The sequence below is a fragment of the Bacteroides fluxus YIT 12057 genome, assembly GCF_000195635.1.
GTDB lineage: Bacteria > Bacteroidota > Bacteroidia > Bacteroidales > Bacteroidaceae > Bacteroides > Bacteroides fluxus.
Map to the genome: position 1 here is coordinate 1 of NZ_GL882624.1, position 13,252 is coordinate 13,252.

A 13,252-nucleotide genomic window follows, 5' to 3' on the forward strand; every position below is an offset into this window, starting at 1 on the left:
AAAAATATTAGGTGTGTTTGCGGAGAATCAGAAAAAGGTTTTTCCTATCAAATGTAGAAGCTCTAAAATGACATACATAATATTTGATGCCATAAGCTTCTAATTCTTTTGTTAATGCACCATACAAAGGAACTAATACTACCGGTTCAAAACATAACTTATTCTTTACAGCTATTACAACTGATAAAAGTGAACGATTAGCTCCTAAAAGTTCTGAATAATGTGTAACATATAAAACAATAGGCTTCTTTTTATAATCTACCATCAACCATTCCTCTATTTAAAACACCCTTTACATCATATACCACCCCTGCTTCATTTTTCAAGAATGAACGTACATCAATGGAAAAAAATTCTTTATGAGCCACAGCCAATACCACGGCATCAAATTTTCCCTTCAAAGAATCGAATGAATCAGCAGACAAATTCACACCATACTCATGTTTGACCCTATCGGTATCTGCCCAAGGATCACAAATAGTAATATTTTCCGTATATTCCTCTAATGTGTGATATATATCAATAACTTTAGTGTTACGCACATCCGGACAATTTTCCTTGAACGTAAAGCCAAGAAGCAAAATACGGCTGTCTTTCACCAGCACTCCTTTCTTATTCATCAGCTTTATCACTTGATTGCCCACATAATCACCCATACCGTCATTCAAGCGGCGAGCAGAAAACATCACTCTTGGAAGTACACCATATACTTGAGCTTTCTGAATCAAATAATAAGGATCTACACTGATACAATGTCCACCAACCAAACCCGGTTTCAACTTGATAAAGTTCCATTTAGAGGCGGCAGCCTCTATCACATCGTTAGTATCAATACCCATGGCGTTAAATATCTTCGTTAATTCATTCATGAAAGCGATGTTCACATCACGCTGAGAGTTTTCAATAATCTTAGAGGCTTCTGCCACCTTGATACTTGGTGCCTTATGAGTTCCGTTCACCAATACCGAATTATAAACAGCATCCACTAAATCCGCAATCTCCGGAGTAGAACCGGATGTTACTTTCTTTATTTTCTCTACCGTGTGTTCTTTATCTCCCTGATTGATACGTTCGGGAGAGTAACCTGCAAAGAAATCTTTGTTGAACTTCAAGCCAGATACACGTTCCACCACAGGTAAGCATTCCTCCTCAGTGACCCCAGGATAGACAGTAGATTCATAAACTACAATATCGCCTTTCTTGATAACTTTACCCACCGTTTCACTGGCTCCCCACAAGGGACGAAGATCCGGACGATTATTGTCATCCACAGGAGTAGGAACTGCAACCACATAGAAATTGCAGTTTCTTATCTTTTCAATATTCGTAGTACAAACAAATTTATATTTTTCAATAGCTTTTTGAAGCAATTCATCCGACACCTCAAGAGTAGTATCATGACCTTTCATTAGGGCATCCACACGGTTCTGATTCATATCAAAACCTACTGTTTCAAATTTGGTAGAAAACAAACGAGCCAAAGGAAGCCCAACGTAACCAAGACCGATTACGCAAATCTTAATTGAATCCATTACATGTAATTATTTTTTAAGTAAAATTATGCTCATATATAGCTGAAGCATCTATCACTGTCAAAAAGATAAAAGAAAAGGTAGGAAACAAGCACAAAAGATAATAGAATGGAACAACACTCAATTAACAATCCCATAACTCCTTCACAATTGCTTGCAGTCTTTCCTTATTGAACATCTTAATCATATTATCTCTATTAAACATTCTTTCGAAGATATCACGCCACATCATGTGATATTTTCCATTAGGTCCAATTTCCGGTCCAATTATATAGGCATTGCTTTGCCCTGCCCCATCAAGAAGAGGTTCATCCATCATCCTACGCCATTGCTTAGTATTTGGATTATAGATATTAAAAACCTCAACACCATTACCAGATCCACCATCACGAAAATGAAAAATCAGATTTTCAGGCGACTGTAAAAAATAGGATATGTGACTTTCTGTTCCGCTACATCACCCACCATCACTTCAGTTTTCAAAGATTCTATGTCATAAGGGAAAGTACTTCGAAAATATTTCAAAGGTACCGCATGCATATTGCCGGAGAGATGAATATATCCCTCTTCATCTAAAACAAGCGTTACATAATTATGGCTATCATAACCTACTATCTCATTAATTTTATGATACTTCCATTTCTTCTCACCATCGCCTTTTGATGCCACTGTCATCACATGATTCGTATCATAATAAGCCACATAGGAACATGCTTTATGCCGGAAAAGAGTGAATCCTACACTAAAATCAGACGCACAAAAATCAATCGTATCCGATTTCAGAATGGAAAGAGACTTTTGAGGAAACTCTCTTTCATTACTATGTTCATCAGAACAAGCAGAGACAGATAATATCACAAAAACAAATATAAATATTCGCATCATTATACAAGTACAAAGCTTAATCATAAACCAAGAAGGCACAATCTTTTTTACTTTCATTTCTATTACTCCGAATAAAGCGGTAGCTACACCATACTTTAAAGAGATAAGAGAGCTGAGCGAAAGAAGCCAATCGAATGGAAGAAACACAAAAAAAAGCAAAAATGTATAATAGAGAATGATGAATGGGCTCATGAATATTACTAAGTGTAACTAATGAGCCAATATAGTTACGGTATATCTTCTGCTTAGTGGTAAGCTTTGCCCGATTATCGCGATCATGCACCGCCGTAGCAGCAGGCACTATACCTAACTTAAAGCCATGATACAATACCCGCTGAGCGTAGTTGTTATCCTCTCCATAGTGAGGAAATGTAGGTGAAAAGCCACCAACTTTACGCAGACAATCACGACTAACAAGCCAATGAGCCGCCATCACATCAGGCACTTCATAGACTGCCTCTATTTTACCAAAATAGAGATCGTTAATCAACCTACTGTTTGATTGATAGGCACATACCCCTGAAACGAAATTTACGTCTATATTCTGTCCATTACCCTGCAACTGGAATGGGCTAAGCACTCCATATTCGGGAAATTTCCGATTGACAGCAATAAGCTTCTCCAATGTGTCTGGCATAAGCCAAGCATCTTGATTGAGCAAATAAACATAGTCATAGAATTTCTGTAGGGCATACTGCAAACCTATATTATTAGCACGACCGAAACCCAAATTTTCTTTGCTCTGTACAAACATTACTTGTGGATAATGCTTCTGTATATATTCCTGAGTATGATCGGTAGAACCGTTATCAATAACATAAATATCAGCCGGAACAGAAGAATCCAACACACTCTGCAAACAACGGTCAATCCATCGCATGGCATTATAAGAAATAATAATCACTAAAACTTTCATTGAAATTCAGCAGGAATGAATGTGAATAAATGCCAAATCGAACAGGCTTTAAGAATTAAAATGTTCATATATTTTTTTTACCGTACTACTAAATGCTTTCTTGCTGTTTTTCGTTAGCGCCATTCTTCGAGCCCCCTCACAAAGCAGGGCGTACTCTTGCGGATTCATTCGATACACATAGTTCAGTCCGCAAGCGAGGTCGTCAGAATCCAAATAATCTGCTATATAACCCGAATATCCGGTTTTCACCACATCAATGGCTACCCCCGAATTGAATGCCACTACCGGAGTACCACACGACAAAGATTGGTTAATCATAGACGGTCCGGCATCATCAATAGAAGGGCAAAGAAAAAGGGTTGAAGCATTATACACCTTTATAAGTGTATGCATATCTACTCTTCCCAACTGCAATGTTTCAATACCCAATTCACCGGATAGCCGAGGATTAATCTTGTCAATGGTCAGCAATAATACCTGACCTCGTTCTTCGTCAGACAAGTTCTGCAGGAATAGGCGCATAGATTCGTAAAAATACTGTATTCCCTTGCGTTCCATGTTTTTATAGCGATTAAATATCACAAATTTCACATGCTCAGGAATACCGAGTTCACAGCGGCAGAGAGCACTATCCATGGGTTTAAAAACATCCTCATCGATTATAGCTGTAGAAAACTCCATATAAGAATTTTCGAATATTTTCGACATCTCGGCAAATTGTTTCATCCATGTATTACTCAGAAAACAAGTTTTTGTAGTGCTATATATGTTTTTTTTATATATGAAGTTACGATGTGCGAGGCTATCTTTTGAATGGAACATGGGACATTCGTAGCACTCATTCCGAAAGTTACGACATTGGTTAAAATAATAGCATCCACCCGTCATCGGATACATGTCCGGAGAAAATAATACTACAGGACAATGGTATTTTTCATCAATGGCCTTCACCATGGATATAGTCATCATGTCTTGAAAGAAAAGAAGTATCGCAATGTCATAATTTTCTTCCAGTTTATCTAGTATAATAGAAGGTTCTACTTTAGGCTTCTCTTCAAAGGGCATGAACATCACATAACCTTTAGGAGAATACAGATAGCCATTTGAATCAATATAGGCTATATTGAAGATTTGCCTATAATATAATTTCAGTCTGTTGGCAACACGTTGAAAAAAGTTATGATGTTCTTTAGGATAATCGGTCAACTCTGCTATCAATTTTTCTATTCCGGGATAACCAAAAGAAACACGATGGCCTTCCTCTTTCAAAGCAGTCATGATGTCTTGTCCCAAGTTAGCCGAGTGTGAAGGCAACCTACTGGATAGAAACAATATATTAAGTTTTTTCTTCATAAAAAATCGACATATTATATCTTGGAGTAAAAATCATGTATCGCTTCCACAATCTGCCCTATTTCCTCGTCACTCAATTCATAGTACATAGGTAACCGTACCAAACAATCAGCATAGTGGTCGCACATGGGAAGTTCAGGACGGTCAGCACAATGCCGGGTATAGTAATCACTTTTATGAAGGGCTAAATAGTGAAATACTGATAATATTCCGTACTCTTTCAAATATGTAATCAAAGCAGAACGTTCTTCAAGCGAACGACAAACTAAATAGAACATGTGGGCATTGTTAGTGGCATAGGTTGGAATCTCCGGTGTAGAGAACAAGCCCATATCAGCCAAATCTTTCAAGCCGTCATAATATTTTGCCCAAATAGCCTTACGGCGATTCTGAATCATTTCCATGCTCTCAAGTTGTGCATAAAGGAAAGCTGCGATTACCTCTGAAGGCAAGAATGAAGAACCCGTATCTACCCAACCATATTTATTAACCTCACCACGGAAAAACTCCGAACGGTTGGTTCCTTTTTCCCAGATAATTTCGCTGCGACGAATGAAACGTTCGTCGTTGATAGCCAAGAGTCCCCCTTCACCCGAAATAATGTTCTTCGTCTCATGAAAAGAGAAAGCCGCCAAATGACCGATACTACCCAAAGGACGGCCTTTATAGTATGAATCAATGGCTTGCGCAGCATCTTCCACCACGAGAATATTATGACGGTCAGCAATTTCCATTATCTTGTCCATATCACAGGCCACACCTGCATAATGTACAGGCACAATGACTTTCGTCTTGGGGGTAATGAGAGCTTCCAACTTGTCAGCATCAATATTGGGATTGGTGCCCATGCTGTCGGCGAACACAATCTTGGCACCTTGGCGCACAAAGGCCAAAGCCGATGAGACAAATGTATAAGAAGGCACTATTACTTCATCACCGGGCTTCACATCACAAAGTATGGCAGCCATTTCAAGCGCATCCGTACACGAAGTGGTCAAAAGACATTTCTTATAGCCATAGCGTTGTTCAAAATAGTATTGGCATTTCTTTGTAAATATACCGTTTCCGGAAATTTTCCCCGAAAACACAGCTTGGTACATGTAGTGTGCCTCCTTACCCGTAAGGTAAGGTTTGTTAAATGGTATCATTCTTAATATTGTGTTTAATAAAAACATTCGTTATCTGGTCTATCTTATAGCCCAAATAATTATAGAGAGTCAATACAGGCATATTGTTGGATGAGATATGGGTCTTCAAAATCTTACAAGCAATATTATTACGTTGCAAATAAAGGGCCGGTGATACAGGAGTCAAAATACCATAAGGACCGTTTTGATATTTTTCAAAGATTCCGCCCAATAATCCATCACAAACATTGCCTTCCATTTTGAACATAAAGAACCCGATCACCGCACCTTCTTCAACCACTTTACATATTTGGGAAGTACCTTGTTCAAATTCATCTTGCATCCAATTCCGGTATCTTCTCATGCTCATTTTAGGACCAAAATGGGGATCCAAATAAATACGGTCAGTAGAAAACATATCTACAGTCATTTCGTCCAAAATCTCTTGCAATTCATCATGGGTACTTACATCCACCAATTCCGTTTTTGAAGAGACATACTTTACAAGACGGTCCTCAAACGGATAGCACTTCAAGGCCTTGGACATCGACAATTGGGATTCAATCATTACATAGTTCAAAGCAGATAACCCGAAGTTGAACGCTGTATCACCAACGGGTACTTTGACTACAACATAATCCTTATCAGGAAACGAAAATTTACTTGCGTCAAAAGTATCATTCTTTTCTATTGATACTTCAACCACATGAGAGTCTAAGTTTTTTAGCTCCCAATAACATTCTGTAATCTTCATGAAGCGAAATTATAAAGGACTTTACAGGCACATTCCTACCAAGCAGAATGTCCTGTTTTTGAGAAAAGGATCAAGGTTTTACACCCTTTGTTTTCAGAATATTGATGATATCATCAAAACATTTCATTGCACCTATTTCTTCCGGCTCAAGGCTGATATCAAAAACATCCTCAAGTTCCGCTACAAGGTTAAGTTGCCCCATCGAATCCCAAGCCTCACATGAAGCCTGGGAACAAGTTGCATCAACTGTATCCAATTCAAATGTTTCCCGCAATATCTCCAATACTTTCTCTTCCATCTTATTCTTATTTAATTGTTATTTTATAGAAGTCTTTTATTTTCAGGTCTACCGAACGAAGATTCATGACGTATTCCTTGCTCCCGTCCCGATTTTCCATCAGACAAGTAAATCCACATTTTTCGTAAAAATCTTTCACCTGAGCGTTCTTTGCTGTAGGAATATATTTGGCTTTCAATGAACCGGCCCCGGATTCGGCAAGCATCGCACAAACTTTTTTTATGAACGCCACCTCGATACCCTTGCCCAAGATACGGCAACTCAACAGGAATGTGTCTATTTCATCTCCGGACACCATCACAGTGCCGGTTATGCCATTGTCTCCGAATTTATCGGCTACACCAATACACCAAATCTTCCAGCCTTGCCCTATGAAGTTCCGAACATCGGCATCCGTATATCTCTTTGTAGTAAGGTTGAACTGATTGGTCTTTTGAGTCATCTGAGCAATACGCTGAACGTTAAACTCGTCAGCCGGTTCTATCGTAATCCGGATATCCAGACTCTCCAGATACTTATCAAAGTCAGCAAAAACTTTCTGGGACTGTACTCTTGCCGCATTAGCCTTATACTGCTCTGTCTTATGCCTGTCTTCATCTGTTATGGAATAAACTTTAAAACAGTCTTCAACAAGATGTTTGAAAAAAATCGGCAACTCATAAGGCTGTTCAGGAAAGTCGGGAACGCTCACCATCGGTAACATTTGCTTCACCAATTCACGCTCTGTCGGATTATCATCCACAAACACAAAACTATCCAATCCCAAATTGAGTTCTGTTGCCAGTTCCTTGATGTTCGTAGCCTTGTCGGTCCAATTAATCCGGTAAGACACAAACGCGTCTTTCCGCAGAACCATGAAAGGATTTTTCTCCCAAGCCTCCAATACATCCCGTTCATTGTTTTTGGAACATACGGCAAGAATAACCCCTGAACGCGACAATTGCGACAAAGCTTCCTGAAAATAAAGGAAAGCCTTGCCCGGGTAATCACCCCCGATTTGTATGCCTTCTATACCTTCTTCTCCCAAAACGCCTCCCCAGAGTGTATTGTCAAGATCGAGCACAAGGCATTTCTTGCGCTTCAGGGCAATCCCTTCCAGTTTACGTCCAAACCATGCCTTGAATTCCTTATGCAATTTAGGGGTCATCCCCATCTGGCTTATGAAATAGAACTTCCAGTCAAAAAGTTCCTCCGCTGAATATCTACGGGTAAATTCCGTGATATCAATAACCTTCACATTGCCATTGGAGGCTTCCGCCTCATACAAAGCACGATTATAATCGGACACGGACTCTTGAACCCTATAATCGTCATCCATAAAAGATACTGCATAGAGTATGTCCATAGTCAATATCACAAAGGTTTTCCCGCTGTCAACCTGTTGCAGCACAAAGTTCAAGTTCCTGGCATATCCGCGGATTTCTTCGGCAAGAAGCGCCTGGTCGTATTTAATCGGAACCTGGTACCACCACACGTAAAATTCGGCATCTTGAGGAATTATGCTGATATCAGCATACCCACTAAACGAATATTCCTTGCCGAAAAAACGTTCTATCGTATTATTGCGAAATACGAATTTGCTCATAAGACTTATACCTATTAATATTCTACAAGATGCGATATCCGGCATTGTGTCAAATCAACCAGACCGGTTGCCCACGAAAGACCGGCTCCAAACCCGGAAACAATAACACGTTTACGTTCCGGATATTTATCTTTCAATTCTGAAACTATGGTCAATGGGATTGAAGCAGAGCTCGTATTACCAAATTTATTCAGGCAATAGGGAGTTTTTTCGGTTGACATTTTCAAACGTTTGGAAAAGAAGTCAGTCATAAACTTGTTGGCTTGATGATAAATCAGCAAATCAATATCGTCCACACCCATACCACATTCCTTTAGAAGCATTTTAATATCTTTAGGCTCAACACGCATACCAAAATTAAATACATCCATACCATCCATATAGAATTGTTCTCCTGTACGGATATTTCCATCGGTATCCGATATTTCCTGAAAACCTTCCTGGCAGCTTGGATTGCGATATCCCCCATAAGGCATTTTAATTATATCGTTTCCCTCTCCATCACTATGCAGTGAAAAGACTGATTCAGGGAAATCACCTCTCGACACAAGGGTTGCAGTACCTGCATCACCGAACAGAGGAGTGGCAACCTTGTCATGTTGCGACACAGTCTTTGACATTGTTTCTCCGACAAGCAAAAGAACTTTTCGGACACCTTGCATGCTCGCATAAGCATAAGCAATAGAAAGACCATATACATATCCGGAGCATGCCAAGTTTACATCAAAACACAGAGTATTTGTGCTCAAACCCAACTTGTGTTGAAGAAGTGGAGCAGTCGCAGGTTGATGATAATCAGAAGTCTGGCTCACAAAAATAAGAGCATCAATCTCTTCTTTATCAATAGAGTTGTCTTCAAACATCTTTTCAGCTGCTTTCTGACAAAGATCCGAAGAACAAACTCCTTTATCTGCGTATCTACGCTCGCTAATTCCTACATTCTTTATAACCTTTTCTATTTCATCTTCTGATATAAGATAGGTCAAATCCTTATTATACATCACCTTACGAGGTACACACGCACTGATTGCACGTATGCCCACATCATGATATTTTATTATTGCCATAGAAAAATCATTTTAACGGATACCATCCATCAACTATTCTTATTCATTGTAACGTGAAACCACCGTCAATTACTATACCTGTACCTGTCACAAATGAAGAAGCTTCCGAAAGCAGATAAATGATGCCGTAAGCAACCTCTTCCGGTTTACCAAACCGCTTCATGGGATACCGGGAAGCTTCCACTTCCAACTGTTCCCCGCTTATTACTCCGGCATCCAATATATGAGTATGGATCATTCCCGGACAGACTTCATTAACACGTATTCCTTTTATAGATAAGTCCAAAGCTGCATTCTTTACAAAACCGTGGATGGCACCTTTGGACGTGGAATATAACACATTCCCTCCCACGGATACATGCGGTCCACTAATGGAACATGTAAAGACAATACTCCCGCCTTTTCCTATCTTCTTCGATTTCAGAATTTTTTGAGTCAACAGGATGGGAGATATTGTGTTGATTTCAAGAATCCTGTCTAACTTATCCCGTTTAATAAACTGTGTTGGAACAGTTTCTGTCATACCTGCATTATTGACAAGACCATGCAGCAAAGGAAGCTGCTCCACCAAGTGTTCCATCTGCTGCTCGTCTGTCAAATCTGCCACAAGAGAAATATGCCCTTCCCCTTCCAACTGATTGAAAGTTTCGAGCAAACGGGCTTCGTTGCGACCAGTTATCACCACCTTTCCTCCCATACGGGAACACTCTATGGCAGTAGCTCTACCTATACCGGATGAAGCACCAGTAATAAGAATGTTTTTCCCTTCCAAAGAAAATGGATTATACATTTCTTTTCGATTTGACAATTATAAAAAGGTCATTAACAGTCAATGCGGAACGGATATCATCACCTTTGATACCTACCTCATATTCTTCATCTATCATGGCAATAATAGACAACGCCATTAACGAAGACCATTCATCCAATTGCTTGAATTCTGTGTCAGCAGTAAATGCAGAGGCATCTGTTTCTTCAAACTGCTCTGCGAATCTTTCAATAAAATGCTCTAATTCCATATCTATAAAAATGTTAGTGTCCGATTTTGATATTCCTCTATTATTTATGATACTTGTAACTTCATGAAATTATTTAAATGTCGTTATACGAGAAACAATGAACGCTTTCAGTTTACTACGCATAGCCTTATCAAGCGTGATATAGGCGCTGACACATACCGAAATGCAAATTGCTGCGCAGGTCAGCAACATAAAAACAATATGATGAATATCAACCAGCATGTAGCAGGCTGCACTCACCGCCACAGGCAGCAGCGAAACCTTTAAGCACTGCAGGAAATTGGCGAGTATCTCGCCCCAGGTAAAACCAATCTCACGGCAAAGGATATAAGGTTTCACAATATAAGAAAAAATGATGGTCTGAATAACGCAGATGTACTGTACCCACATCACTCCACATCCCAACTTGAGCAACAGATACAAAAATGCAAACATCCCGATGCCCATCCACACGGCAGCCATGGAATTGGACTTCAGCTTGCCTGAAGCGATCATGGGAACATAAAGTGTGGAACTATATACGTTGAATATCTGCTTAAGCAAGATGAACTGTGTAAACACCACCGCATAAGGGGGGACATCGACCAGCCACAAACCAAGTAGCGGTTCCATCACCACCATAGCCGGAAGTGCCAACAGCAGTAGCAGTTCGTGCACGTAGATACTGCTATTGAGCGTGAGCTTACGGAAATCAGCATAATCACCCGCAGCATAATATTTGATGATTTGCGGGTTAATGGCTGTCTGTAGGTTACTCACAAACTGCATGAGGGCTCCTGCAATTTGGTTGCCAATAGCTTGTGCAGCCACAATGGCGGGCTGAAAAAAAAGGTTTATCAGCACGATGATTCCTTGATTGGAGAGTATCTGTGATACATTGGCTATGAGACTCTGGCTTGAAAAAGAAACCATCTGGTGAAATATGCTACGGTCGAACCTGCGGAACAGGAAAGATTCATGATAATGCCTAATACAATAACTCCAATAAAAGATGGCCACCAATAATTGCACAACACCAATGAGAATGGCATAAAGAATGAGCCTGTCAGAAGTTGATATGACCAGCAAATAAACTATCACCAGCTTGGCCACGGCCTCGAATATACCTAAATAGGCATAGACGTTCATATTCTCATGGGCTATAATCACAGAGGTATAAGGCACCTGGGTAATGGCTACAAAAGTGGTGAACACAGAGATATGGAAAACCCACAAGACGGCATACATCCGTTCGGGCGGAATGACCAGTTTATGGCAAACAAACCATAACCCACCCGTCTCCATCAATATGGCCACCAATAACGCCAGCAACAGATGCGAGTAGAAGGCGGTGCAGAAGGTGTAACTAAGTCTGCCGGAATCACCGGCTCCCAAAGCATACGTGAGAAAGCGGGATGTACTGGTGCTGAGTGTCGCGCTGAGGAAAGTGAGCATACCCACCACACCTCCAACGGTATTGAACAGGCCATAGTCCACCACTCCCAATTTGTCCAATACAACTCGTGATGTGTATAGTCCTACACCCATCACAAGCAGCATACGCATATACAAGAAAATTGTATTTTTGGCAATGCGCCTGCTATTTCCTATGGATTGAGACATATAATGTAAGTGCCCAATTTTGACATATTCCGTATGGAAAGCCCCCCTTGGGGAGCTTTCCTCTTAAAATTTTAGAAAAACGAAGTTGATTTTTAAAGTTTATAGATATCTGTCAATCCTCTATTTTATACGCAAGTACTCAATTTATAGGCAGTCATTGAATTTTATACTCACCAATATTCCTCGTCTCTTTACTGAAGTTCACCCCGACCTTCACCAAACGCTTGCCGTCCAGACGGTAAGGGATGAGATAACCTTTCTCGTCTATCTGTTTCAGGGCTTCTTCCGCCGTTCCGTTTAGCTTGAACTCGAAAGCATAAACGGCATCGGGAGTTATCACCACTGCATCGGCACGGCCGCGTGAACTGCGGACTTCACTCCGGATGAACTGCCCCAACAGTGTGAACACAACATGAAATATAGCCTGATAATGACGTTCATTGTTGTTGCTCAACTCGTAGGGAATACCCGCAAAGAACACCCTCAAGCGTTCCATAAAGGCATCCACGTCACCGGCCTTCAGTTCACGCATGAACTTGGCAATGTGAAAGCCCGTTTCATCGTCGGTCACTTCAGTATAATAGGGTACCAGAAAATTCAAAAAGCCGTAACGGACTTCATCGTTGGGGAAGCCCAAGGTATAGAGACCAACCTCTTTGTCATATCCCTTGATCGTGAGGTAACCGCTCTGGTAAATCATGGGGAGCGGATTGCGTGCGTCCGCACGATATTCTGAGAAAGCGGAAGAAGTGACTTCCATACCGTCAATAAGGAGACGGAGGTCGTAATCACTCTGCTGCAACAGTTCAACCAAATAGGTAGGAGTACCCGTCTGGAACCAGAAATTACTCAATGTCTTCGACTTGCATGCATTCAATACGCTGAAAGGATTGAAGACACCTTCGCTGTAGGGATAAAAATGATAACCGTCGTACAAACGGGTCATCTTGTCAACCATTGTTTCGAAATCAGTTTCGGAAAAGGCAGCCAAACCCTGTATTTCCGGAGTGAACGTCTTCACCAGTTCGTCTTTCGTTATACCGCATAGGGAAGAGTATTCGGGCCAGAAACTGATGTCCTGCAGCTGGTTCAAGTCACTGAATACACTGACCTG

The 13,252-nt window shown here is 40.5% G+C and carries 13 protein-coding genes and 1 pseudogene; all 14 read right to left on the reverse strand.

What is annotated here, in order from left to right:
• Positions 1–7 precede the first annotated feature (7 nt).
• Positions 8–265, reverse strand: a complete 258-nt coding sequence (locus HMPREF9446_RS18235) for a hypothetical protein (RefSeq protein ID WP_187370977.1) — start codon at positions 263–265, stop codon at positions 8–10.
• On the reverse strand, positions 252–1,532 hold the full coding sequence (locus tag HMPREF9446_RS06825; RefSeq protein ID WP_009124800.1) for a nucleotide sugar dehydrogenase: 1,281 nt from the start codon (positions 1,530–1,532) through the stop codon (positions 252–254). The genes HMPREF9446_RS18235 and HMPREF9446_RS06825 overlap by 14 nt, the downstream gene beginning before the upstream one ends.
• A gap of 124 nt (positions 1,533–1,656) precedes the next feature.
• Positions 1,657–2,474: pseudogene (locus HMPREF9446_RS17870) on the reverse strand (BNR repeat-containing protein).
• Entirely contained in the window at positions 2,434–3,333 is a 900-nt protein-coding gene (locus HMPREF9446_RS06835) for a glycosyltransferase family 2 protein (protein WP_009124807.1), read from the reverse strand. Before HMPREF9446_RS06835 ends, HMPREF9446_RS17870 begins: the two are co-directional and overlap by 41 nt.
• Before the next feature lie 48 nt (positions 3,334–3,381).
• The gene (locus HMPREF9446_RS06840) at positions 3,382–4,686 is read right to left on the reverse strand and encodes a glycosyltransferase (RefSeq protein ID WP_009124810.1); all 1,305 of its coding nucleotides are present in this window, start codon (positions 4,684–4,686) and stop codon (positions 3,382–3,384) included.
• A 14-nt stretch (positions 4,687–4,700) separates the two neighbouring features.
• A complete protein-coding gene (gene rffA / locus HMPREF9446_RS06845; protein ID WP_009124812.1) occupies positions 4,701–5,834 on the reverse strand; it encodes a dTDP-4-amino-4,6-dideoxygalactose transaminase in 1,134 nt (377 codons plus the stop codon).
• On the reverse strand, positions 5,821–6,567 hold the full coding sequence (locus HMPREF9446_RS06850) for a hypothetical protein (RefSeq protein WP_009124814.1): 747 nt from the start codon (positions 6,565–6,567) through the stop codon (positions 5,821–5,823). The genes rffA and HMPREF9446_RS06850 overlap by 14 nt, the downstream gene beginning before the upstream one ends.
• Before the next feature lie 70 nt (positions 6,568–6,637).
• Complete coding sequence (locus HMPREF9446_RS06855; protein ID WP_009124815.1) at positions 6,638–6,865, reverse strand: acyl carrier protein; 228 nt, start codon at positions 6,863–6,865, stop codon at positions 6,638–6,640.
• Positions 6,866–6,872: 7 nt separating this feature from the next.
• Complete coding sequence (locus HMPREF9446_RS06860; RefSeq protein WP_009124816.1) at positions 6,873–8,450, reverse strand: HAD-IIIC family phosphatase; 1,578 nt, start codon at positions 8,448–8,450, stop codon at positions 6,873–6,875.
• 14 nt (positions 8,451–8,464) lie between these two features.
• Positions 8,465–9,517, reverse strand: a complete 1,053-nt coding sequence (locus tag HMPREF9446_RS06865; protein ID WP_009124817.1) for a 3-oxoacyl-ACP synthase III family protein — start codon at positions 9,515–9,517, stop codon at positions 8,465–8,467.
• Positions 9,518–9,560: 43 nt separating this feature from the next.
• Positions 9,561–10,307, reverse strand: coding sequence for an SDR family NAD(P)-dependent oxidoreductase (locus HMPREF9446_RS06870; protein ID WP_009124819.1), 747 nt, complete (start codon positions 10,305–10,307; stop codon positions 9,561–9,563).
• Complete coding sequence (locus HMPREF9446_RS06875) at positions 10,300–10,536, reverse strand: phosphopantetheine-binding protein (RefSeq protein WP_009124821.1); 237 nt, start codon at positions 10,534–10,536, stop codon at positions 10,300–10,302. The genes HMPREF9446_RS06870 and HMPREF9446_RS06875 overlap by 8 nt, the downstream gene beginning before the upstream one ends.
• Positions 10,537–10,605: 69 nt before the next feature.
• Positions 10,606–12,081 (reverse strand): MATE family efflux transporter, encoded by a 1,476-nt coding sequence (locus HMPREF9446_RS06880; protein ID WP_148345752.1) that lies wholly within the window; start codon positions 12,079–12,081, stop codon positions 10,606–10,608.
• A 211-nt stretch (positions 12,082–12,292) separates the two neighbouring features.
• A partial coding sequence (locus HMPREF9446_RS06885; RefSeq protein ID WP_009124824.1) for a PD-(D/E)XK nuclease domain-containing protein occupies positions 12,293–13,252 on the reverse strand: 960 nt, incomplete at its 5' end.

Coding starts and splice junctions, on each gene's coding strand:
- HMPREF9446_RS06870 (WP_009124819.1), bottom strand. CDS start 10,307: ATGTATAATCCATTTTCTTTGGAAGGGAAAAACATTCTTATTACTGGT.
- HMPREF9446_RS06875 (WP_009124821.1), bottom strand. CDS start 10,536: ATGGAATTAGAGCATTTTATTGAAAGATTCGCAGAGCAGTTTGAAGAA.
- HMPREF9446_RS06865 (WP_009124817.1), bottom strand. CDS start 9,517: ATGGCAATAATAAAATATCATGATGTGGGCATACGTGCAATCAGTGCG.
- HMPREF9446_RS06850 (WP_009124814.1), bottom strand. CDS start 6,567: ATGAAGATTACAGAATGTTATTGGGAGCTAAAAAACTTAGACTCTCAT.
- HMPREF9446_RS06840 (WP_009124810.1), bottom strand. CDS start 4,686: ATGAAGAAAAAACTTAATATATTGTTTCTATCCAGTAGGTTGCCTTCA.
- HMPREF9446_RS18235 (WP_187370977.1), bottom strand. CDS start 265: ATGGTAGATTATAAAAAGAAGCCTATTGTTTTATATGTTACACATTAT.
- HMPREF9446_RS06855 (WP_009124815.1), bottom strand. CDS start 6,865: ATGGAAGAGAAAGTATTGGAGATATTGCGGGAAACATTTGAATTGGAT.
- HMPREF9446_RS06835 (WP_009124807.1), bottom strand. CDS start 3,333: ATGAAAGTTTTAGTGATTATTATTTCTTATAATGCCATGCGATGGATT.
- HMPREF9446_RS06880 (WP_148345752.1), bottom strand. CDS start 12,081: ATGCGTATGCTGCTTGTGATGGGTGTAGGACTATACACATCACGAGTT.
- HMPREF9446_RS06860 (WP_009124816.1), bottom strand. CDS start 8,450: ATGAGCAAATTCGTATTTCGCAATAATACGATAGAACGTTTTTTCGGC.
- rffA (WP_009124812.1), bottom strand. CDS start 5,834: ATGATACCATTTAACAAACCTTACCTTACGGGTAAGGAGGCACACTAC.
- HMPREF9446_RS06825 (WP_009124800.1), bottom strand. CDS start 1,532: ATGGATTCAATTAAGATTTGCGTAATCGGTCTTGGTTACGTTGGGCTT.